Source organism: Burkholderia sp. JP2-270 (genome assembly GCF_003233675.1).
Lineage (GTDB): Bacteria > Pseudomonadota > Gammaproteobacteria > Burkholderiales > Burkholderiaceae > Burkholderia > Burkholderia pyrrocinia_C.
In genome coordinates this window covers 618,830-638,904 of the sequence record NZ_CP029825.1, presented here as the reverse complement: position 1 = coordinate 638,904, position 20,075 = coordinate 618,830, and the positions used below count along the sequence as shown (strand labels likewise).

23 protein-coding genes and 1 pseudogene are annotated in these 20,075 nt (G+C 65.2%); 16 read left to right on the top strand and 8 right to left on the bottom strand.

Features of this window, described 5'->3' with window-relative positions; genetic code table 11:
• Positions 1–35 precede the first annotated feature (35 nt).
• Together phaZ and DM992_RS20580 are read right to left on the bottom strand one after the other, a co-directional pair.
• Positions 36–1,250, bottom strand: coding sequence for a polyhydroxyalkanoate depolymerase (phaZ, locus tag DM992_RS20590; RefSeq protein WP_111018413.1), 1,215 nt, complete (start codon positions 1,248–1,250; stop codon positions 36–38).
• Positions 1,251–2,085: 835 nt separating this feature from the next.
• A complete protein-coding gene (locus tag DM992_RS20580; RefSeq protein ID WP_111018412.1) occupies positions 2,086–2,301 on the bottom strand; it encodes a hypothetical protein in 216 nt (71 codons plus the stop codon).
• A gap of 527 nt (positions 2,302–2,828) precedes the next feature.
• Here DM992_RS20580 and DM992_RS41740 point away from each other — a divergent pair.
• The 7 genes from DM992_RS41740 (at position 2,829) to DM992_RS20550 (ending at position 7,473) form a co-directional block, all read left to right on the top strand.
• Positions 2,829–3,026, top strand: a complete 198-nt coding sequence (locus tag DM992_RS41740) for a hypothetical protein (protein ID WP_162631704.1) — start codon at positions 2,829–2,831, stop codon at positions 3,024–3,026.
• Positions 3,027–3,162: 136 nt separating this feature from the next.
• Positions 3,163–3,432 carry a BON domain-containing protein gene (locus DM992_RS43525; protein WP_343212469.1) on the top strand — a complete coding sequence of 90 codons (270 nt, stop codon included), beginning with the start codon at positions 3,163–3,165 and terminating at the stop codon, positions 3,430–3,432.
• Between the two features lie 91 nt (positions 3,433–3,523).
• Entirely contained in the window at positions 3,524–3,973 is a 450-nt protein-coding gene (locus DM992_RS20570; protein WP_111018411.1) for a CBS domain-containing protein, read from the top strand.
• Positions 3,966–4,382 carry a hypothetical protein gene (locus DM992_RS20565; protein WP_239511421.1) on the top strand — a complete coding sequence of 139 codons (417 nt, stop codon included), beginning with the start codon at positions 3,966–3,968 and terminating at the stop codon, positions 4,380–4,382. The genes DM992_RS20570 and DM992_RS20565 overlap by 8 nt, the downstream gene beginning before the upstream one ends.
• A 73-nt stretch (positions 4,383–4,455) precedes the next feature.
• Entirely contained in the window at positions 4,456–4,695 is a 240-nt protein-coding gene (locus DM992_RS20560) for a hypothetical protein (RefSeq protein WP_111020317.1), read from the top strand.
• A gap of 328 nt (positions 4,696–5,023) precedes the next feature.
• The gene (locus DM992_RS20555; protein ID WP_111018409.1) at positions 5,024–6,400 is read left to right on the top strand and encodes a nicotinate phosphoribosyltransferase; all 1,377 of its coding nucleotides are present in this window, start codon (positions 5,024–5,026) and stop codon (positions 6,398–6,400) included.
• Complete coding sequence (locus tag DM992_RS20550; protein WP_111018408.1) at positions 6,397–7,473, top strand: hypothetical protein; 1,077 nt, start codon at positions 6,397–6,399, stop codon at positions 7,471–7,473. The genes DM992_RS20555 and DM992_RS20550 overlap by 4 nt, the downstream gene beginning before the upstream one ends.
• Here the strand turns inward: DM992_RS20550 and DM992_RS20545 are convergent.
• Entirely contained in the window at positions 7,451–8,437 is a 987-nt protein-coding gene (locus DM992_RS20545) for a ribose-phosphate pyrophosphokinase (RefSeq protein WP_204356162.1), read from the bottom strand. The two genes, DM992_RS20550 and DM992_RS20545, sit on opposite strands and share 23 nt — an antisense overlap.
• A gap of 44 nt (positions 8,438–8,481) precedes the next feature.
• Here DM992_RS20545 and DM992_RS20540 point away from each other — a divergent pair, with 44 nt between their 5' ends.
• The 4 genes from DM992_RS20540 (at position 8,482) to DM992_RS20525 (ending at position 11,610) form a co-directional block, all read left to right on the top strand.
• A complete protein-coding gene (locus tag DM992_RS20540; protein ID WP_111018406.1) occupies positions 8,482–9,441 on the top strand; it encodes an acetyltransferase in 960 nt (319 codons plus the stop codon).
• Between the two features lie 209 nt (positions 9,442–9,650).
• The gene (locus DM992_RS20535; RefSeq protein WP_239511420.1) at positions 9,651–10,454 is read left to right on the top strand and encodes an Hsp20/alpha crystallin family protein; all 804 of its coding nucleotides are present in this window, start codon (positions 9,651–9,653) and stop codon (positions 10,452–10,454) included.
• 101 nt (positions 10,455–10,555) lie between these two features.
• On the top strand, positions 10,556–11,011 hold the full coding sequence (locus DM992_RS20530; protein ID WP_239511458.1) for a carboxypeptidase regulatory-like domain-containing protein: 456 nt from the start codon (positions 10,556–10,558) through the stop codon (positions 11,009–11,011).
• Between the two features lie 8 nt (positions 11,012–11,019).
• On the top strand, positions 11,020–11,610 hold the full coding sequence (locus tag DM992_RS20525; protein WP_239511419.1) for a hypothetical protein: 591 nt from the start codon (positions 11,020–11,022) through the stop codon (positions 11,608–11,610).
• Here DM992_RS20525 and DM992_RS20520 read toward each other — a convergent pair.
• Positions 11,607–12,200: a rhomboid family intramembrane serine protease gene (locus DM992_RS20520; RefSeq protein ID WP_111018403.1), complete on the bottom strand. Its 594-nt coding sequence runs from the start codon at positions 12,198–12,200 to the stop codon at positions 11,607–11,609. The genes DM992_RS20525 and DM992_RS20520 overlap by 4 nt on opposite strands.
• A gap of 317 nt (positions 12,201–12,517) precedes the next feature.
• Between DM992_RS20520 and DM992_RS20515 the strand changes: the two genes are divergently transcribed.
• Positions 12,518–12,967, top strand: coding sequence for a CBS domain-containing protein (locus DM992_RS20515; RefSeq protein WP_111018402.1), 450 nt, complete (start codon positions 12,518–12,520; stop codon positions 12,965–12,967).
• A gap of 117 nt (positions 12,968–13,084) precedes the next feature.
• On the opposite strand, the gene fdhF is transcribed toward DM992_RS20515, so the two are convergent.
• The 3 genes and pseudogenes from fdhF to DM992_RS42790 all read right to left on the bottom strand — a co-directional run.
• Positions 13,085–15,799 carry a formate dehydrogenase subunit alpha gene (gene fdhF / locus DM992_RS20510; protein WP_111018401.1) on the bottom strand — a complete coding sequence of 905 codons (2,715 nt, stop codon included), beginning with the start codon at positions 15,797–15,799 and terminating at the stop codon, positions 13,085–13,087.
• Positions 15,787–17,226, bottom strand: a complete 1,440-nt coding sequence (locus DM992_RS20505) for an NADH-ubiquinone oxidoreductase-F iron-sulfur binding region domain-containing protein (RefSeq protein ID WP_111018400.1) — start codon at positions 17,224–17,226, stop codon at positions 15,787–15,789. The genes fdhF and DM992_RS20505 overlap by 13 nt, the downstream gene beginning before the upstream one ends.
• Before the next feature lie 173 nt (positions 17,227–17,399).
• Positions 17,400–17,576: pseudogene (locus DM992_RS42790) on the bottom strand (IS3 family transposase); the annotation flags it as partial.
• A gap of 16 nt (positions 17,577–17,592) precedes the next feature.
• Here DM992_RS42790 and DM992_RS20500 point away from each other — a divergent pair.
• Positions 17,593–17,859, top strand: coding sequence for a hypothetical protein (locus DM992_RS20500; RefSeq protein WP_111018399.1), 267 nt, complete (start codon positions 17,593–17,595; stop codon positions 17,857–17,859).
• Positions 17,860–17,897: 38 nt separating this feature from the next.
• Here DM992_RS20500 and DM992_RS20495 read toward each other — a convergent pair whose 3' ends face one another.
• Positions 17,898–18,236 carry an HPF/RaiA family ribosome-associated protein gene (locus tag DM992_RS20495; RefSeq protein ID WP_111020316.1) on the bottom strand — a complete coding sequence of 113 codons (339 nt, stop codon included), beginning with the start codon at positions 18,234–18,236 and terminating at the stop codon, positions 17,898–17,900.
• 390 nt (positions 18,237–18,626) lie between these two features.
• On the opposite strand from DM992_RS20495, the gene DM992_RS20490 reads away from it, so the two are divergent.
• The 3 genes from DM992_RS20490 to DM992_RS42335 all read left to right on the top strand — a co-directional run bounded on the left by DM992_RS20490 (position 18,627) and on the right by DM992_RS42335 (position 20,073).
• Positions 18,627–18,815: a hypothetical protein gene (locus tag DM992_RS20490; RefSeq protein ID WP_111018398.1), complete on the top strand. Its 189-nt coding sequence runs from the start codon at positions 18,627–18,629 to the stop codon at positions 18,813–18,815.
• A 146-nt stretch (positions 18,816–18,961) separates the two neighbouring features.
• On the top strand, positions 18,962–19,615 hold the full coding sequence (locus DM992_RS20485) for an alpha/beta family hydrolase (RefSeq protein WP_111018397.1): 654 nt from the start codon (positions 18,962–18,964) through the stop codon (positions 19,613–19,615).
• Positions 19,579–20,073 carry a hypothetical protein gene (locus DM992_RS42335; RefSeq protein ID WP_239511466.1) on the top strand — a complete coding sequence of 165 codons (495 nt, stop codon included), beginning with the start codon at positions 19,579–19,581 and terminating at the stop codon, positions 20,071–20,073. Before DM992_RS20485 ends, DM992_RS42335 begins: the two co-directional genes overlap by 37 nt.
• Positions 20,074–20,075 lie beyond the last annotated feature (2 nt).

Sequence of the window (20,075 nt, the reverse complement as noted above, 5' to 3'; positions counted from 1 at the left end):
AGACGGACATGCGGAACCCAGGGGACGCAGCCGTCTCAAGCCGCGCGCGAGCGTCGTTGGCCGTGTTCGGCGCGGGCGAATGCCGCCTGCAACGCCGGATGCACGTCGGCGCTCCAGTGTTCACCCGTAAACAGTCCGTAGTGGTCGCAGCCCTCGACGTCGATGCGTTGCCGCGCGCCCGGTGCGAGGCCGCTGCACATATCCAGTGCAGCGTGGGTTTGCCCGGCGCCGGTGACGGCATCGCGCGTCCCCTCGACAGTCGTCAGGACGATGTCGTGAAGCGCAGCGGGTTCGACCCGCACGCCCCGGACGTTCCATGTCCGACTCGCCAGGCAGGCACGCTGGAAGACGATGTCGACGGTATCGAGGAAATACTCGGCCGGCATGTCGACGAGCGCAAGATATTCATGCAACGCACGGCGCGCGGTTGCGAGCGAGTTCGCATTGCCGCTCGATACGGCTAGCCGATAACGTTCGAGCAGTGCGAGATACCGTTGCGGATACGCGATCGCGATTTCGGCGCGCTGCAAATAGGCCGGGAACACGTGGCGCCCACGTCCTGCGAACCCGGATGGCACCACGTCGATCAGCGTGTCGCGACACCAGCCGAGCGAATGCGAGCGCGCCGCGATCCCGAGCGCACTTGGATTGATTCGTGCATCGAGCGGGCCGCCGATCAGTGTCACGCTCGCCGGTAGGACAGCCCCGCGTTGCGCGCGCAACGCGATTGCGCCGAGCGAAGGAAAGGTCGCCTGACAGACGGCGACGACATGTGCCGGCCGGCCGTCAGGCGGAAGCGCATCGATGAAACCGTCGAGCATCGACACGTATTCGTCGAGGCCGAACCGACCCGCGGCGAGCGGCACATCGCGCGCATTGATCCAGTCGGTGATGAACACGTCGCCGTCGGCAAGCAGCGTTTCGACCGTCTCGCGCATCATCACGGCCGCGTGTCCGGCAAGCGGCGCGCAGAGCAGGATCGCCCGTTGGGCACTCGGGCGGGAGAAGCGGCGCAGCGAGCAGAACGGGGTATGCGCAACAACCGTGTCGGCGACCTCGATGCGCCGGCCAGCCAGCTCGATCGCGCCGATTGCGAATGGCGGCGCGGCGGCATCCAGGTCGAGCAAGGGTTCCAGCAGATCGGCGTAACATCCCGACGCTGCGTCGGGCCACAGGCCATACGCATGCCGTGCTCCTGCATGGCACGCACGCAGCCATTGCCGTTGCAGTTCGATCAGGTCATACCACATGGCAAATGTCCGGGGTATCGATGGTACTCGCACAGCAATACTGTCGACCGGCCAGCCGAGGGCATGTTGACCTGCGTCAGCGCCATTCCGATATCCGGCACATAAGCTGGTTTCCGGGCCTTCGACCGGTGCATGGAGCGAATCATGAACGTACCTCGACGCATCCTTGTCGTCTTCTACTCGCGCAGCGAAACGACAGCCGCGTTCGCGCGGCAACTGGCCGCCGAACTCGATGCGGATTGCGAACGGTTGCAGGAAACCGACAATCGGCGGCGCTCGGGCGTGATCGGCTACCTGCGTTCGCTGGCGGACGTCATGCATCACCGCGTTGCGGACCTTCAGCCGACCACGTGCGAACCGTCGGCTTACGACGCCGTCGTGATCGGCACGCCGGTGTGGGCGGGACGTGCATCGACACCTGTATCGACCTGGCTCGCGCGTCACGGGCATGCACTGAGATCGACTGCCTTCTTCTGCACGATGGGCGGTCGAGGCGATCAGACCGCATTCGGCCAGATGGCGGCGCTGGTATTGCACCGGCCTGTCGCGACCTGCGCGATCTCGAGGCGCGATATCCGCGACGGCGCCGCTTCCGGAAAACGGTCGGGCTTTGCCCGGTCGATTGCCGGCGGGCTCACTGTGCGCGAGCCGCACGCGAGCGCGGGGTGAGCAACGTGCCGGCGCAGATCGCGCACGAGCGTCGCTTCGACTACGTGCTGGCCGGCGGCGGCCTCGCGAGAGGGGGACTAATTGGCGCACGGTCACGTGTGCGAACATTGGATTCAGCAGCGGAGCGGCCGCGAGGAGCGGCTGGGCAATTGGCAGCGAGCCGATCTCAAAGTCGTTCGAGCAATGCGAGGACTTCATCGGTCCGGCGTAGCAGCGTCTTGTTCTGTTCGGCTGTCTCCCTGACGGCATGCAGCCTTGCGCGCCAGTACGCGGGATCGCTTACCGACGTCTTTTTGTGGAAGTAGGCCCGGGTCTGTTCAAGCAGACGAATGGATCCTTCGATATGGGCCAGCTCGCGTTCGACTTCGCAGTACCGGTTCATGCGCGACTCCCTCTCGGGTTGGACGATTCATGTTGGCTTTCCTGCGCCGAGCGCACATTGATTTCACTCAATCCATCGCATGCTGTCCGCTTTCGTAATACGACATCTCGATTCGTACTACAGATTTCATTGGTGATGGCACACGAACCCGCTCGCCAGCAGGGTCACACGTTCGACATGACACGGTTCCGACCTGCGCTCGCACAGATTCTTTCGGAGGTCGGAGGCGCTTCGCCTGGAGTTTGTGCGCATCCCGAACGCCTTCGATCCGTTGCTGGCCTGCATCAAGAACGACTCGCCGACAAGCGCGAACATTGAACGTTGCGCATGTCGGTCAAGATCGACACAGACACGGTTTCGTCCCGTTTGCGTCTTTACGTTCACGATACGGATCACATCATGCCCTCGACTTTCAAGGACGCGGCCAATTGCCCGAACATTTCCCGCTCGGGATCTGTCGCGCCTTATGGCGAATGGCCGGTCGATACGAATGCAGACAGGCTGCTGAGCCCCATGAAATCGCGATCATGATGGTTCTCGCGAGCGAACAGCGGTGCCGACCGGGCGATCCTGCCGATCTTCACTGCCTGGCCGAGCGCGGTCTCGTTCGGCTGGATACGACGTCGATCGCGGAGGCGCACGCCAGCCTGTCGACACACGGACGCCGGATCGTCCTGCGCCTCATCAAACCTGGCCGGACGGATCAAACCGCGCCGGGGCTGTAATGACCGTGCGTCGGACGATACCGGCTACGATATCTACTGTGCGCCCGCACGGGCTTTCGCACTGACCTGCGTCAATTCTTGCCTGCGGTACTGCGCTACCGTTGTCTTAACCGGGAGCGAACTAGAGCCAACGATCATGAACGCGGACAGTGGGCCGGGGAAGGACGTCGAATGGGAGCTCGAGCGGGATCCATCGATCGACGCAGTCCGATATCGCCGTCAAGATCGAAGCGGCGCTGATTCGCCGCGCGGCGGAACAAGCGGGACACGTCTGCATCCCCGTTCAGGGGGCTGCGTGACGTTGACCGGGCGCGTGGATTCGCTGAGCGAACGGCGGCTTGCGTTCGATGCCGCCCGACCGGCGCCGGGTGTGCGCGAAGTCGCCGATCAACTGTCGGGTGCCTGATGGGTTCGGAGCAGGACAGACGTTGATCGACGGTCAAGGATGTCCGAACCGCGGTGACGATTCGCGTCACCCGGGACAACCAGGAGATGCCATGAATGCTGCGATGCTCTGCACTCGCGATGTCGCCACGTGTTTCGCAACGATCACGGTCGTCGAGGCAGCCGAACGGATGCGCGATGCGCACGCTGGCGATCTGGTCGTGGTGCATGAACGGGAGGGGCGCCTTCTGCCGGTCGGCATGGTGACCGACCGCGACATCGTGCTCGCCGTGGTGAGCCCGGACGCGGAGGCGCGCGCGCTGTTCGTCGGGGACATCATGTCGGAACCCGTCGCGATCGCAAGCGGTGACGAAGATGTCTGGCTGCTCGCAAAGCGTATGCGGCAGCATGGCATACGCAGGCTTCCGGTCGTCGGCGACGACGGCCAGCTGGTCGGCATCGTCACGCTCGACGATCTGTTGCGTGCCGCCGCGGCGTTGCTCGACGAGTTGCGTCTCGTCGCGGTACGTCAGCCGTATTTCGAGGAGGAGCAGCGTGGGTAGCGCGCCCCGGCACGCTTTCCGCTTTCCGATGCCGCGCCGCTGGCTTGCCGGCATCGGTCTTTGCGTACTGCTGTCGAGTGCCGCTACGTGGATCGGCGCGATTTACGACCATCCGATCAGCACGGCAATCGTTGACGGAATGAATACGGCGGAATGCGCGGCTGTGGGACAACTGCGGGCAGGATCATTGCTGACTTCACCGATACCCGAGCACGACGTGTGCATGCCGCTTTTCGTTTATCGCGCGTCGTATGCCGATGCAGCGAGCAACGTGACGTCTTATCGCGCATGGATACTGGAGCAGCGCGTCGCCGAATTCTGGCGACTGATCGGATACGTGTTGCTGCTATCTGCAGCAATCTCGGCCGTCGTCGCGGTCTCGATGCTGATCGTCCGGCGGCTGAGGTGATGGAGCGTGAAGGGCGGGGCATGGGCGCGGGGAAACCGGCAGGTCGGCACGCGGCAATGAACGGAGAATGGCGATGGCGCTCTCGGGCGAGCTTCATGACGCAGACTGGACCGTTGCGATCGAGACGATCGCCGTCGAGACAGGGGGCTACCAATGCCGCATCCATGTGACGGTCCGGTCGCCGGACAGTACGTGCGAACGCGAGTTTCCCCACCACAGGGTGTTCGCGACCGAGCGCGAAGCGGCGCTGGAGGGCTTGCGAAGCGGCATGACATGGATCGAAATGAGGAAATCTCAGACGTTCACGGTCTGACGGGCCGCTCGGCGGCGGTCGCCCGTCACTCGTCAGCGCACGATATGCGGATAGAGCCGCGCGCTCACGGCTAACCTGTAACACGAGCGCACCGGCGAGCACGAACGGCAGGGATTCTAGTCGCTTTGCGGATTGACCTCGGTCAAGGGGGCTTGGCGTACGTGCCGCTTGGCCCCCTTGATCTCGCGCAATTCCTGTACCGGACGGCGATCTATGCTGAATTGTGCAGGCATGGCCGCCCGCAATGGAGCGGTGTGCCGGCATCCCGCGCGGGGGCGGCTGAACGACGGCCGCACGATCGCGCACGGGCGACATGAAAGGATGCATGATGGCCAGATCCTTGCCCGACACGGGTGGTGATGACGTGCTGCTCGCGGATTTGTACGAACTGACGATGATGCAGGCCGGCTTCGATGCGGGAATGAACGACGTGGCCAGCTTCGAATTTTTCGTGCGTGCGCTGCCGCGGTCGCGCGGTTTCCTGATGGCGGCGGGGCTGGAACCCGTGCTCGACTATCTGGAGGGGGTGCGCTTCGGCACGCCTGGCATCGAGCGGCTGGCCGCAACAGCGCGCTTTCGCGCGAATTTCCTGGCATCGCTCGCCGACTTTCGCTTCACCGGCACGGTCGACGCGATGCCGGAAGGCACGGTGTTCTTCGCCGACGAGCCGATTCTGCGCATCACGGCGCCGCTTCGAGAGGCGCAGTTCGTCGAAAGCCGCGTGATGAACCTGCTCCACTACGCGACGCTGGTCGCCAGCAAGGCTGCGCGCGCCACACTCGTCGCGCATGGCAGATTGCTCGTCGACTTCGGCCTGCGGCGCGCGCATGGCGCGGAAGCGGCCATGCTGTCCGCGCGATCCAGCTATCTGGCGGGATTCTCCGGGACGGCGACGCTACTCGCCGGCTTGCGCTACGGCATTCCCACTTACGGCACGATGGCGCATTCGTTCGTCCAGGTGCACGACGACGAATCGCTGGCATTCGAGCACTTTGCGAGATCCCAGCCGGATAACGCGTTGCTGCTGATCGACACGTACGATACCGCGCACGCGGCGCACAAGGTGGTCGAACTTGCGCGCCGGCTGGCGCCCGAGCGCCTGCGCATCAAGGGCGTGCGGATCGATAGCGGCGACCTGGCTGCCAATGCGCGCAGCGTTCGGACGATTCTCGACCAGGGCGGGCTGACCGACGCGACCATCTTCGCGAGCGGCGATCTCGACGAATACCGGCTGCAGGATCTCGTTCGCCAGCATGCACCGATCGACGGCTTCGGGATCGGCACGCGGATGAGCACGTCGGCGGACGCACCGTATCTCGACTGCGCGTACAAGCTCGTCGAGTATGCAGGCGCGCCGCGCTGCAAGCGCGCCGAAGGCAAGGCGACGCTGCCCGGCCGCAAGCAGGTGTTCCGGCTGTATGGCCCGGATGGCCGGATGGCCGGCGACTGCCTCGGTCTCGATGGCGAGCGCATCGAAGGAACGCCGCTGCTGCGGCCGGTCATGATCGACGGAATGCGGCTCGCGGCACCCGCGCTCGACGCGAGCCGTGTGCATGCGCTGCGGGAGTTGTCGACGTTGCCGGAGCCCATGCGCGCGCTGGAGCCTGTCATGGCGCCGCAGCCGTCGATATCCCCGTCGCTGGCGGCCCTCGTCACCAGGCTGGGCACGGCACCGGACGAGCACGCCGGACAGCAAGCCGCATGAACGACGCCCACGCCCCGAGCCATCGCACAATCGCGCTGAACGAAAAGGTGGCCGCGTTGCGCACGCCCGGTGCGTGGCCGGACGGCACGACGACAATCACCGCGGTGGAAACGCACATGTCGTGGGTATTCCTGACCGATCGGCACGCGTGGAAGCTCAAGAAACCGGTGCGTGCGCCGCAGCTCGACTTCCGCTCGCTTGCCGCGCGTCGGCGCTTTTGCCACGAGGAAGTGCGCCTGAACCGACGGCTTGCGGCCGACGTCTACCTCGACGCGGTGCCACTGGTCATGGATGCCCGAGGCGGCTTGCAAGCGGGCGGACTTGGCGAAATCGTCGACTGGCTGGTCAAGATGCGGCGCCTGCCGGCCGGGCGCATGCTCGATCGTATGCTGTCGAGCGGAATGGCCAAGCCGGACGATGCGCGCCGCATCGCCGCCCGCCTGGGCACGTTCTACCGCTCGCTGGCGCCCGCGCGCATCGGCGAAGCGGGGTATCTCGACGCGCTGAGCTGCACGATCGACAGCAACGAACGCGCGCTGCGCAAGCCGATTGCGGGCCAATCAGTCGATGCCGTGCGTGCGATCTGCGCGCGGCAGCACGCGCTGCTGGCGGGCGACGCCGCGCGCTTCGACCGGCGGGTGCGACAGGGACGCATCGTCGAAGGGCACGGCGACCTGAGGCCCGAGCATGTCTGCGTCGACGATCCGGTCGCGATCATCGATTGCCTTGAATTCTGCCGGAGGCTGAGAGTACAGGATGCCGCCGACGAAATCGGCTTCCTCGCGCTCGAATGCGAGCGGCTCGGCGCTTCCTGGTTCGCGGACACGCTGCTGAATGCCTATCGCGCGGCAAGCGGCGACGCTGTCGACAGCGGCTGCGTGCACTTCTACCAGAGCTGTCGCGCGATGACGCGCGCGCGTCTCGCCGCCTGGCACTTGCGCGAGCCTGCATTCCGGGCGACGTCGGCTTGGCGCGATCGCGCACGCGCCTATGTTGCGCTGGCATGGCGGCATCTCGACGACTGCGAACGCGCGTGGGTAGCGAGCCACGTCAGCGCCGCAGCAGGTCCGTGAGCGAGCCGCCGCGATGGATGCGCGAAATGGCCTCGGCGAAGAGTGGCGCGCTGTCGAGTATCGCGAGCTTGTCCCTGAGCGGACCGGGCGGCACACGCCAGGGCGGCACCGTATCGGTGACCGCGATGGCGGTGAGTGCGCTGCTGCCGAGCCGTTCGGCAGCGCCGTCGAAAAACATGCCGTGCGTCGCGACCGCGTAGACGGCTTGCGCGCCAAGCGCCCGGCAATCCTCGGCCGTATGGGCGAGCGTCGTGCCGGCGCCGATCAGGTCGTCGACGATGACCGCGCAGCGGCCCGCGACCTCACCGACGATCGGCTTGGCCGTCACGATGCCGCCGCTGCGCAGCTTGCCGGCGAACGCGGCGTCGACCGGGCGTCCGAGGCGGGCTTCCAGTCGCGCCCGGAAATCCTCCGCCCGCCGCACGCCGCCAGCGTCGGGCGATACGACCACGACCGGCCGGTCGCCGGCTTGCCCGGCGAACCATTCGACCAGCATGCCGTTCGCCTCGAGATGCTCGGTAGGGCAGCGAAACGCATTCTGGAACGCCGCGAGGTTATGCACGTCGATTGCGACGACGCGGTCGACGCCCACCGCCTCGAGCAACGTCGCGACGTAGCGCGTGGACACCGGATCGCGCGGCTGCGAGCGGCGGTCCTTGCGCGAATAGCACAGGTAGGGCGTCACCGCGCACACGCGTGCGGCGGACGCGTCCTTCAGCGCGGCGACGAACAGCAGCAGCCGGCAAAGCTTGTCGTTGACGGAGCTGCCCGGCTCGCCGTGCAGCGACTGGACGACGTAGACGTCGTGCCCGCGCACGCTGGCGAGCGGACGCGTCTTGTGTTCGCCGTCCTCGAACGGACGCTCCTCGTGCGCGGCAAGCGTCACGCCGAGATGGGCCGCGATTCGCTCGCCGAAGGCGCGGCTGGAGGCGAAGGCAAACAGACTGAACGGGCTATGTTCCATGATGCAAGCTCCTCGATTCATGCGGCCATCCGGAGTCACGTCCCATGACCCGCTTTGACGTATTCAACGGCGACGCGGACGGCATCTGCGCGCTTCAACAGCTTCGGCTCGCGATGCCGGCCGAGTCGGTGCTCGTGACGGGGCCGAAGCGCGACATCGCATTGTTGGCGCGCGTGCCGGGCGCGCGAGGCGATGTGGTCACCGTTCTCGACGTGTCGCTCGACGTGAACCGCGAGGCACTCGGCATGCTGCTCGCGCGCGGGGTCGAGGTCGATTATTTCGATCACCACGTGCCCGGCGACGTGCCGGATCATCCACTCCTTCGTGCGCATATCGATACGGCGCCGGACATCTGCACGAGCGTGATCGTCGACCGATACCTGGCGGGCCGGCAACGCCTCTGGGCGGTGGTCGGGGCGTACGGCGACAACCTCGTCCACGTCGCCGGCCGGCTCGCCGCCGATTGCGGCCTCACGGACGCCGATTCGCACCGGTTGCAGGGGCTCGGCGAAGCCGTCAACTACAACGGCTACGGCGATCTTCCCGACGACCTGTTCATGGCACCGCTTGCCGTCTACCTGACCCTTCGGCCATATGCGAACCCGCTCGATTTCGCGATGTCGCCGCTGGCGCGCCGGCTCGACGCCAATCGGCAGCGCGATATCGTGCGTGCGGAACGGCAGCGCGCCGCCATCGTGCTGCCGGGGGCCGACGTTTATATCCTTCCCGATGCCCGTTGGGCGCGCCGGGTGCGCGGCGTCTTCGCCAACCGCCTCGCACGCGGCGCACCGATGCGAGCCCACGCGGTGCTGACGTGTGCATCGGGCGGCGGGTATACCGTCAGCGTTCGCGCGCCGATCGCCGCGCCGCGCGGCGCCGACCGTCTCTGCCGCGCATTTCCGGACGGCGGCGGCCGGGAAGGGGCCGCCGGCATCAACCGGCTCGCACCCGATCGGCTCGACGCGTTCGTCGAAGCGCTCGCCAAGGCGTATCCCGTCGCGTGAGGCGCTGGCCACCCGGCGACCACGCGTTAACGCGATACGGACTAACCGGCGGCCAAATGGCCGCACCCTCGTGTGTATGGTGGCTCGCGGGCGTGGGTACGCGTTGACGGACATCAAGGCTTCAAGCGCAGCGGACATGGCCCGCGCACCGATCGGCTCCGGCGGCTCCGAAAGCGATACCGTCGCGCGACGGTTGACGCAGGCCAGGCGTGCCGGTCGGCCTCGTCGAGAAGATAAACCGCCATCATCGCGGGAGAGGCGTCGTGGAGCACCGTGCAGAGGTGTCGCGGGGAGGGCGGTGGACGTTGCCCGCACCGGGCTGGCGCGACATCGCCGCGGCATTGCTCGACGGAGGTTGCAGACATGGCGAAGCGCATCGGCATGCTGCTGCGTCGGTGACCTTCATCAACGCTGTCGGTAAAGCGCGATCGAAAATGAAATCTCCGCTGATGCAAAGGAGAAGCGACATGAACGATTCCGCCGACAAGCAGCCGCCCGCGGAGCAGGCGCCGGAACACGCCGGGCGTTCGCTGGCGACGCCGTTCCGGCATCCGATCGAAACGTTGCGGCGCGAGATTGATCGGCTGTTCGATGATTTCGCCCCCGGTGCGCGCCTGTCGGCGATGCGACGCTCGCTGTTCGATCTCGAACCGTTCCGGCACCGCGACAGGAGTTGGGACGCGGCGCCCGCCGTCGACGTTTCCGAAACCGACCAGACCTACGAGATCACGGCCGAATTGCCGGGCATGAGCGAGCAGGACATCGAGGTCAAGCTGGTGAACGGCGGCTTGTCGATTCGCGGCCAGAAATACGAGGGCAAGAAGGAAACGCACAAGGGCTACTACATGCGCGAACGGCGCTTCGGCTCATTCGAACGCTACTTCCCGATGCCCGATGGTGTCGATGCCGAAAAGATCGCGGCGTCGTTCGACAAGGGCGTGCTGAAGATCACGCTGCCGAAGACCGCCGAAGCATCCCAAGGCGAGAAGCGCATCGAGATCAAGGCGGGTTGACGATGTGCGGCCGCGGCGGCCACTGGTTGCTTGTGAGCCGCACGCCACGACCTCGATGGTCCCGTCATCCGGAGAAGCCAATGTTGATACGATTTCCCTGCATGCTGCTTGCGTGCGTCCTGTCTTCGGCCGCGCCGAACGTTGCGTTTGCCCAGTCCGTGCCTGCGGCAATCCGGCAGAACGGCATTGCGTACGTAACTGGCGGGGTAGGCGCAGATGAAATTGCGGCGTTCCGTGCGGTCGCTCCACGATACAACTTGCGGATCACCCTGGCATCGAAGGCAGGTGAATACCTGTCCGACGTCGACATCACGATCTCGTCGGGCAAGGTGTCGATTCTCGATGCGCATACGGCCGGACCGTTCCTGTTTGCGCGCGTGCCACCCGGACGATATGCGATATCGGCGCACGATCGCGGTGTGCAGGAGGTCCGGCATGTGGTCGTCCCGGCTCGCGGTGCCGTCGACGTGCGCTTTTACTGGCGAGATCCCGATCGATCCGGCGCGATGCGGCTGTGTGCTAGCTGCCCGGGGCCGCGTCCGGGCGCAGCACGCTAGACGCACGCTTGATCGTTATCAAGCGTCGCGCGACGAAGCATGCGACGCTTGATGGGCCATCGGCGCGACCGCGACGAATCGGCAGACATGCTCCGCATCTCCATGCCAAGGGATCGTTTCCAGGAGAACTGGCCATGAACTGGCTTTCCGAATACTTCGCGCAGCGCACCAGCCCGCTGTCGCTGTCGCTCTGGGCCCACCCGCCGCTCGTACTCGGACCCGATGGTCCGGTATGCCGGCCGCCTCATAGTCTGCCATACCCGGGCGTCGAGCTCGTTTTTTCGCCGGCGGAAAAAGTGGAGCGTGACGGGCGGATCTATACGTTGCCGGCACGCTATGAAGCCACGGCACCTCTTGCCGCTCGCGTTGCAGGGTATGGCGATGCCGAACCGTTCTTCCGCACGGTGTCGATTTTCGCGCCGTCGCAGTTCAATCCGGATTTCTTCGTGACGATCAACGGCGAGTATGCGTTCGCGCCGGTCTTCCGTCCGGACGGCTCGCCTGGATTTTCGGGCATGTGCGCGACCGGCGCCGGCGACTGCACGTCGGGCAGGCGCATGGGCGCGACTTGGCTTTTCCAGGGCTATCTCAGCATCTAGCCGGATACGTGCGCTCGTTTCCTCCAGCAGGCGAGGCAGACGAGTGCGCCGAGCATTCCGCCCAGATGGGCAAAATGCGCGACGCCGCTCGTAGCACCGCTGATGCCGGACAGCAGTTCGGTCAACGCATAGCCGGCCGCGAAGAGCCAGGCCGGCATCGGCACCGGCGGAAACAGCAGCACGACGCGTCGCTGCGGAAACAGCACCGCGTAGGCGATGAGTGTGCCGAACACGCCGGCCGATGCGCCCACGGTCGGCATGCCGGTGGGTGGCGATGCCTGCATGACCGCGAGTTGCGTGATTCCGCCCGCGAGGACGCTCGCCAGATAGAGTCCGAGGAAGCGCATGCGTCCAAGCCCGCGCTCGACGTCGCGTCCGAACATATAAAGCCCGAACATGTTGAAAGCGACATGGGCGACGCTGGCATGCAGCATGCCGTATGTAAGCAGTTGCCAGATGTGGAATGCCGGTGTCGCCGGTCCGCCCGGTTGCGCCGGCGGCCACAGCGCAAAGCGCTCGACGAGCGGCGGCCAGCCGCTTGCCTCGGCGACAAACACCGCAAGATTCACGAGGATCAACGCAACGGTCATGGCAACCGAACCCGATGAATCGAAACGAAGAGGTGCACTGCACGGGCTGCGGCAACGCCCGAATCGGGCGTTACGGCATTTCATCACGTTATGCGCGCGGCGCGCTTGGACGTTGAGCCAGATCACGCGCAGTTTCCGCCACCAGCGAACCTGCCGGGAACCTGTCGTTCGTCATGTACCAGCCGTGCGGGGCGGCCGGTGCGTTGACGTGCGTCAATTCCGCGCGCGGCACCGCATCTACCCTGATCGCAGTAGGCACGCGATGCCGGACGGCAGGTGCGTGCATTGTCCACGGAGCGTGTAACGGGAGCCTCATCATGCATATCGGACGAATCAGTACCCAGCCGGTCGAATCGTGTACGGCGGAATGCAGTGCGCTTGAACTGGCCGATCGCATGCGGCATGCGCATGTCGGCGATATCGTCGTGATCGAGTATCGCAATGGCGAGGCCATTCCGATCGGCGTGGTCACGGATCGCGATCTGGTAATCCAGGTGATGGCCCGCGGCGACGATCCGGGCGACGTGACTGCCGGCCAGATCATGTCGCGCGGCCTGATCGTCGTATCCGAGAACGACGAAATCGGCGTCGCGCTCGAAGAGATGCGCCGTTCCGGTGTCCGGCGGATGCCGGTCGTCGACGATGCGGGTCGACTCACGGGCATTGTTACGCTCGACGATATCGTCGAGCATCTTGCAGGACTGCTTGGGGGCGTCGCAGAAGTCAGCAAGCTGCAGCAGATCGAGGAGCAGCGCTTCCGCGCGTAGCGGCGCCCGGAATGCGTGGCTTCGGGAGGCTGCGGCTTCGCAGTCGGTTTCGACGTGACTCGGGATCTGCGAAGTTCTCGGCGTGGCAAGCTCTGCCGTGGTGGTGAAGCGGGTTGGTCACTTCGGATGCGGAGATCCTTCAGCCCCTCCAGGACGCAGTACGGAATGCGCATCGCCGCTCAGCTTGTCCACCCTGACTGCGGCCACCTTGTACTCCGGCGCGTGCACCAGACGGTCGCGCACCGGCGAAGTCAGCCGGTTGACGAACAGATCGGGCCGATGGAAGGTGCAGAACAACTGTCCCGCCTGTAAAGCAGGGGTGATGTGGACCGGTAGAATGGTTGTGCCGTAGCGGCTCGATATCCGCACCGTCTCGCCTTCGGCCACGCCGTAGCGCGCCGCATCGGCGGGCGCCATGTCCAGTGTGTCCGACGGCCGTAGCGTGGCATTGATGGTTCGGTAGCTCATCGTGCCGGCATTGAAATGGTGAAGCGTGCGGCCGGTGGTCAGCAACAAGGGATACGTGTCATCAGGCTGCTCGGTCGTCGGGACGTATTCAATCGGGACCAGCATCGCGGTCTTCCCGCAAGCGAAGTGCTCACGATGCAGCACTGGCGTACCCGGATGGTTTTCATCGGGGCAAGGCCAATGCAGGTCTTCGCGCTCCAGCCGCGGATACGTGAGCCCGGCGGCATCCGGCCATAGCGCACGCACTTCGTCCCAGACGGCTTGCGGTCCCGCGAATTCAAATCCGTGCGCGTTGCCCAGGCGGGCTGCCAGCGCCTGAACGATCCACCAGTCCGGCCGCGCGTCGCCGGGGGCCGGCACGGCAGCACGAATTCGCTGTACGCGCCGGTCGGCATTCATGAAGGTGCCATCCTTCTCGAAGAACGAGGCGGCCGGCAGGAACACCGTGCCGAATGTCTCGGCCGTCTGGTTCAGGAACAGGTCCTGCACGATCACCAGATCAAGTGCGGCAAGTGCCGCGGCCGTGTCGTTTGCATTGGCCAGCGAAAGATAGATGTCGTAGCCTACCGCCCAAATGGCCTGGAGCCGGCCGGTCCGCGCCGCGTCGATCATCTCGAGCAGATCGAGGCCACGGCCGGACGGCAATCTGGCGCCCCACACCTGCTCGAAGTGCGCGCCAGCCCTGTCGATTGCCTGTGCGCCCGTCAGCGATCTTGGGTCGCATCCCATCTGAGCCGCTCCCTGTACGTTGTTCTGGCCGCGCAGCGGATTGATCCCGGCGCCGGGGCGGCCGAGGTTGCCGGTCAGCAGCGCCAGATTGACGAGTGCCATCACGCCCTCGGTGCCCTGCAGATGCTCTGTCACGCCAAGCCCGTGAAAGCACATCGATGGTCTGCCACGAGCGTAGAGCCGTGCGGCCTCGCGGATTGCCATGGCGGGGACGCCACTGGCTGCGGCCACCGTCTCCGGCAAATAGCGGAGGGTGTGCATGGAAAAAGCATCGAAGCCGGTCACGCGCTCGGCCAGGAATGGTGGGTCGATGAGCCCTTCTTCGATCAGCGTCGCGGCCATTGCGTTGAGCACCGGCACATTGTGGCCTGGGCGTACGGCCAGGTGCACGTCGGCTAGCGCCGCCAGCTCGGTGCGGCGCGGATCGATGACGATGAGGGACGCACCGTCGAGCACGGCCTGCCTGATGCGCGCACCAACGATCGGATGGTTCTCGGTCGGGTTCGCCCCGCAGACCAGAAATCCATGCGCCTGATCGATGTCATCGAAACTGTTGGTGGCCGCACCGATACCAAGCATCGTCTTCAGTGCCTTGGCGCTGGGTGTGTGACACACGCGTGCACAGCAGTCGACGTTGTGGGTGCCGAGCACCACGCGGGCGAACTTCTGGACGAGGTAGTTTTCTTCATTGGTCGCACGTGCCGAGCCGAGCACGCCGACCGCATCGGGTCCGTCACGCGCGACAATCTCCCGCAACCGGGCGGCGGTAAAGTCGAGCGCCTCGTCCCAGCTCACGGTGTGCCACGTGCCGCCGCGGCGAATCATTGGGCGCGTAATGCGGTCGGTAGCGTGGTTGAACTCGAACGCGTAGCGTCCCTTCACGCACAAATGACCTCGGTTGACCGGACTGTCGGCAGGACGCACTGCCACCACCCGACCCTCTGCAGTCCCCACGTTCATCTGGCAGCCCACGCCGCAATACACGCAAGTAGTGCGCGTCCACACGGTCGGCTCGACATGAACCCGCTTGTCGAACAAGGCGCCGCTGGGACAACTGTCCACGCAAGCCCCGCAACTTACACATCCACCGGAGAGCAGCGTCGGCCCTTTGCCCGTTACGATGCGCGTCGCGTCGCTGCGACCCCGAGCCTCCCAAACGAACTGACCTTGAACTTCCTCGCATATCCGGATGCAGCGCTCGCAATAAATGCAGCGGTCCATCGACACGCCGAGATAGGGGTGAGTGTCGTCCTGAAACAACCCGTCCTCCCGCACGTCCCCCGGCAGTACCCCATACTCTGCAAGCAGGCGATGGAATGGATGGTTTGGCTCGGCGATGGATGCGGACAACGGGTAGTGCGCGGCGATCAGCTTGAGGTTCGTGCGGCGTAATGCCAGGATGGCTTCGCTGCGGGTGCGCACGATCATTCCATCGCTTACCTCGAGCGTACAGCTTGCAGCCGGCCGCGAGTGGCCTTCCAGTTCCACTATGCACAGACGGCAGGCGCCGGACGGCTTCAGGCGCTTGTCGTGGCACAAGCTCGGAACGGTCGCGCCGGCTGCGGCCAGTGCGTCGATCAGCAGCGTGCCTTCCGTCGCTTCGTGAGGAATGCCGTCGATGATCAGACTGACCATTCGAGCAACTCCGCCTGGTAATGTCGCTGCACGGAAAGGGCGAACTCCGCCAGCCCGCGTCCATGGCCGCACAAGCTTGTCGCTGCAAGTGCCTCGATCAGTTGCCGACAATAGGCAGCGTCGATCGTAGCGCCCGCCGCCGCGGCATCGGCCATGGCTGCCAACACCGGTGCGCCGAGATGACAGGGCGTGCATTTTCCACATGACTCGCGTGCGCCGAACCGGAACACCTCTGCGATGATCTTCATGATCGGCGTGTCGTCAGCAAATGCAATGACGCCGCCGTGCCCGACCGCACAGTCGATGGCCTGCATTTCCTCGTAGCCGAGCCTGGTGGCCAAGCGCTCTGGCGGAACGATGCCGGCGAGCGGTCCACCGATCATCAGGCCTTTGAGCTTGCCGCGGCGCAATCCCTGGCCGAGATGGTCGACGATATCCGTCAACGGTATACCGAATTCCACCTCATACAGGCCCGGACGCTGAAACAGGGAATTGAGCGACAGGAGTTTGGTGCCACGGCTGCGCGAAAATCCAAGATCCGCATGGGCTGCTGCGCCCTGTGTGACGATCCATGGCACCGCAGACAGCGTTTCTACATTCTGTACCAGCGTGGGTGCGCCAAAGAGTCCGTTCTGGGTAATCTGGGGTGGTCGTGGTCGCACTTCCGGGCGGCGACCTTCGAGCGCATTCAGCAGCGAGGTCTCCTCGCCGCAGATGTAGGCGCCTCGCCCAACGACCAGCTCGAGCTCGAACGCCGGCTGTAACCACCCGGCGGCGCGCGCCTGCTCCAGTGCTCGTGACATGACCTGTGCGGCAAACGGGTATTCCTTGCGCAGGTAGATGTAACCGTGGTGCGCGCCAACGGCGTGCGCCGCGATTGCAGCCCCTTCGATTACCCGAAATGGATCATCTTCAAGCAGGAAACGATCGGAAAATGCGCCGGGATCTCCCTCGTCGGCATTGACGACCACGTACTTGGTCGAGGCCTGCTCATTCAAGACCGCCCGCCATTTGATTCCTGCCGGAAAACCGGCTCCACCGCGCCCGCGCAATCCGGAGGCGAGTACAAGACGCACCAGCTCTTCCGGCGGGGAGATTCGGGCCCTGGAGAGCGCCGCGCCACCGCCACGCTCGCGATACTTGCCCAGGTCGCGGACCCCGCCGGCGAGCACATTGTCCAGCAGTACGGTACGACGCGCGTGACTGCTGATGTGTGGTCGAATATCGTGCTCGCTGTCGCTGGGCCCGTCGTAGCACTTGCCCAGGCAATACACGACCGGCCTTTGAGTGACAGCTGTCTGCCAGCGCTCCGGCCGGTCGGAGCGTGCGGCGAAACACGCCAGGCCCGTGCACGCGAGGCCGGTGATGGCGCGTTCGTCAAGATGATAGAAGGTGTGCGCGGCTGCGTGGCAGCTTAGCGGCTTCATCGGATTCCTCACGACAAGGACCAGCGGTTTCTGCCCGTATTGTGTCGGTCGGCATTTTCTTCACATTATCCAAGTAACGAGCGCTGCCGTTGAGCCAAATCAAAGCGGGCGATGCCGTTGATGTGTCTCTGGCGCTATTTGAATCGCCACGGTTTCCGAGGAGGCCGGCTGGTTCAAGTCAAGACCGGTTCAACGGCCTCGCGGGCGGGTTTCTGCCAGTGGTTTGGCTCGGCGTCAGCCGATGGTATGTATCCGACTGGCTCAAGCAGTCGGATAGGGCTGAACCGGTGCACCCATTGCAATGTGGCGAGTTCCACGGATTCCCCGGTTTTCCACGGTGCTCGGCGGTGACAGGAACCCGCGGCGATGGCGCTCGAAATGCCCCTGCCGACGCTTGGTATTGCATCGAGCGCATCGCGCCCCTTCGTCAAAGAGGGCGCGGATATCCGAGCCGAGATGAGCGACGGTGTTCGCAGCAGTGCGATTCGCACCGGCCCGGAATGGATTGGCGCCTTGCGCGTCGAGACGCCGGGCTGCCTCCAGCAGATACCCGGCGATGCGCTGATTGTCCGGGAACGCGAGGGGGCGGTGGTGTGCATTCGTCAACCCCGGCGCCGATGGCGTTGCCATTAGCGCGCCTCGCGCCGGATGGAGCGCCATGCCGGGGAGCCCTACAGACGTTCCGCGTGCCGTTTGACCTGACCATGCAGTTTGCGCACCGCGTCTTCGAGCATCCGCGTGATGTCGTTGAACGCATCGCGCAGCGCGATGTACACGTCTTCGTCACGTTCCCTGTCCGACACCAGTTCATGCCCGGGAATCGTCAAGTCGATGCGGACATTGAACGGCTTGCCCCGATGCTTGTGCTTCTCGTCCAGAATCACGCTGACGCGGCAGCGCATGATGTCGGGGCAGAATTTGTCGAGCTTCGAAGCATGCGTTCTCACAGCCTGCTCGATGGCGTCCGAGAGCGGCATGCCTTGAAAGGAAATTTCCAACGGTAGTTTCATGGTCTGGTTCACTCGAAGTTGCGATCGATCCATGCAGAGGCGAATGTTTTCGCATGCTCATGAACCGGTCGGTGGAGCGGAAGGAATACGGACAACCCCGATTGTGTGATCTGCGGTTTGTTACGGCATGACACAGATCAAGCTTGCCGGGCCGCCACGCCTAACCTGATCGCTCGACGAGAAACAACGTTTTCGCGCATAGCGGATGATGCCGCCGCCGCGCTTCGGGAGCCGATCGTGACGAACCCGTTCCTCGATCGCTGACGCGGGGCGCCAGCTCGAGCAAGCGTTGCCCGCGTATGCGGGACACGCCGACGTCGTCGTGCCGGCGCCGAGGCGGGTCCGGCGATGCCTCCTTCACACTCGGAACCTGCATGCGGCTGCCGGACGATGCCTTGGGATTCAGACCGTTACCCGCCGTCGATGCGCAACCTGCCGCCGTGGGTGCGCGACAAGGCGATCGAGATCGCGAACGCGCTGCTGAGGCAGGGCCGTAGCGAGGGCAGTGCGATTCGCATCGCGATTGCGCAGGCAAGGCGCTGGGCCGGCTCGCACGCGGCGCGCCGCGACCCGTGGTAGCCCGGCACGGGAAATTCACCCGTGTCCGGGCTTGCGACCCGGACGGGTTTGCCACCCGCTGATCTGCATCAACCGCACCCTTCAGCGCATGGCCTACCGTGGCCGGTATCGGTGACCAACTCGGACCAACGCAAGCGGAGCATCGCATGCAAACGCGCGACATCGTGATGTCGATCGACGGAACGCGGCTCGATGGCGTGCTGACGACGCCGTATGAGGCGCGCGGCCTCGTCATGTTCGCGCACGGCAGTGGTAGCAGTCGCCTGAGTCCGCGCAACCGCGCGGTTGCGGCGACGCTCGTGAATGCGGGGTTCGCGACACTCCTGTTCGATCTGCTCGATCGCAACGAGGAACGCGTCGACAGTCGCACGGCAATCTATCGCTTCGATATCCAGCTGCTCGCAGATCGCTTGTCGGCCGCGATTGCATGGGCACGGGCGCAGACGGATATCGGATCATTGCGGATCGGCCTGTTCGGCGCGAGCACGGGCGCGGCGGCCGCCCTCGTCGCGGCCGCACATGATCCGGCCGTCGGCGCCGTCGTGTCTCGCGGCGGCCGTCCCGACCTGGCCGGCGACGCGCTCGAGCACGTGAGCGCGCCGACGCTGCTGATCGTCGGCGCATGTGACGAGCAGGTTCTGCATCTGAACCGGCTGGCTGCTGCGCGCCTGACGTGCGAAACCGCGATCGAAGTCGTACCCGGCGCCACCCATCTGTTTGAGGAGCCAGGCGCGCTCGACACGGTTGCGCGGCTCGCTGCGTCATGGTTCATTCGCTGGCTTTCGGCCGGTCTCCGATAGAGGGTTCGTTCGTGGCCGATTCGCCTGACAAAAGCGACGTTCTGAATGCGCAAGCCGCTGACGGCGGCTCGGTGGCGCGCCGTGCCGGCTGCGTCCCGCGCCCGCACCAGCGGCATGTCGCCCGGACGTGGCTGGCTGTCGCCGGTCTGCTGCTGCTCGGCGCCGGATCCGTGGCGTGGTGGTTCGCCGCGAACCGCAGCGAGCCTGTCCGTTACGTGACGGCGCCCGTCACGCGCGGGCCGATCGCGCGCACGGTCACGGCGACCGGCACGGTTAACCCCGTTCTGACGATCATCATCGGCAGCTACGTGTCCGGCGTGATCCAGAGCCAGTTTTGCGATTTCAATACCAAGGTTCACAAAGGCCAGCTCTGCGCGAAAATCGATCCGCGCCCCTACCAGACCGTCGTCAATCAGGCGCGCGCCGAACTGGCGAATGCGCGCGCGCAGATCGTCTAGGA

Bases quoted from the DNA above. Each gene is read 5' to 3' on its own strand.
- DM992_RS20570 (WP_111018411.1), top strand. From the start codon at position 3,524: ATGAATGCTGCGATGCTCTGCACTCGCGATGTCGCCACGTGTTTCGCA.
- DM992_RS20505 (WP_111018400.1), bottom strand. From the start codon at position 17,226: ATGAAGCCGCTAAGCTGCCACGCAGCCGCGCACACCTTCTATCATCTT.
- DM992_RS20555 (WP_111018409.1), top strand. From the start codon at position 5,024: ATGGCCAGATCCTTGCCCGACACGGGTGGTGATGACGTGCTGCTCGCG.
- DM992_RS20530 (WP_239511458.1), top strand. From the start codon at position 10,556: ATGCTGCTTGCGTGCGTCCTGTCTTCGGCCGCGCCGAACGTTGCGTTT.
- DM992_RS41740 (WP_162631704.1), top strand. From the start codon at position 2,829: ATGATGGTTCTCGCGAGCGAACAGCGGTGCCGACCGGGCGATCCTGCC.
- DM992_RS20550 (WP_111018408.1), top strand. From the start codon at position 6,397: ATGAACGACGCCCACGCCCCGAGCCATCGCACAATCGCGCTGAACGAA.
- DM992_RS42335 (WP_239511466.1), top strand. From the start codon at position 19,579: ATGGTTCATTCGCTGGCTTTCGGCCGGTCTCCGATAGAGGGTTCGTTC.
- DM992_RS20515 (WP_111018402.1), top strand. From the start codon at position 12,518: ATGCATATCGGACGAATCAGTACCCAGCCGGTCGAATCGTGTACGGCG.
- DM992_RS20520 (WP_111018403.1), bottom strand. From the start codon at position 12,200: ATGACCGTTGCGTTGATCCTCGTGAATCTTGCGGTGTTTGTCGCCGAG.
- phaZ (WP_111018413.1), bottom strand. From the start codon at position 1,250: ATGTGGTATGACCTGATCGAACTGCAACGGCAATGGCTGCGTGCGTGC.
- DM992_RS20495 (WP_111020316.1), bottom strand. From the start codon at position 18,236: ATGAAACTACCGTTGGAAATTTCCTTTCAAGGCATGCCGCTCTCGGAC.
- DM992_RS20545 (WP_204356162.1), bottom strand. From the start codon at position 8,437: ATGGAACATAGCCCGTTCAGTCTGTTTGCCTTCGCCTCCAGCCGCGCC.
- fdhF (WP_111018401.1), bottom strand. From the start codon at position 15,799: ATGGTCAGTCTGATCATCGACGGCATTCCTCACGAAGCGACGGAAGGC.
- DM992_RS20540 (WP_111018406.1), top strand. From the start codon at position 8,482: ATGACCCGCTTTGACGTATTCAACGGCGACGCGGACGGCATCTGCGCG.
- DM992_RS20560 (WP_111020317.1), top strand. From the start codon at position 4,456: ATGGCGCTCTCGGGCGAGCTTCATGACGCAGACTGGACCGTTGCGATC.
- DM992_RS20580 (WP_111018412.1), bottom strand. From the start codon at position 2,301: ATGAACCGGTACTGCGAAGTCGAACGCGAGCTGGCCCATATCGAAGGA.
- DM992_RS20485 (WP_111018397.1), top strand. From the start codon at position 18,962: ATGCAAACGCGCGACATCGTGATGTCGATCGACGGAACGCGGCTCGAT.
- DM992_RS20490 (WP_111018398.1), top strand. From the start codon at position 18,627: ATGCCTTGGGATTCAGACCGTTACCCGCCGTCGATGCGCAACCTGCCG.
- DM992_RS20500 (WP_111018399.1), top strand. From the start codon at position 17,593: ATGGCGCTCGAAATGCCCCTGCCGACGCTTGGTATTGCATCGAGCGCA.
- DM992_RS43525 (WP_343212469.1), top strand. From the start codon at position 3,163: ATGAACGCGGACAGTGGGCCGGGGAAGGACGTCGAATGGGAGCTCGAG.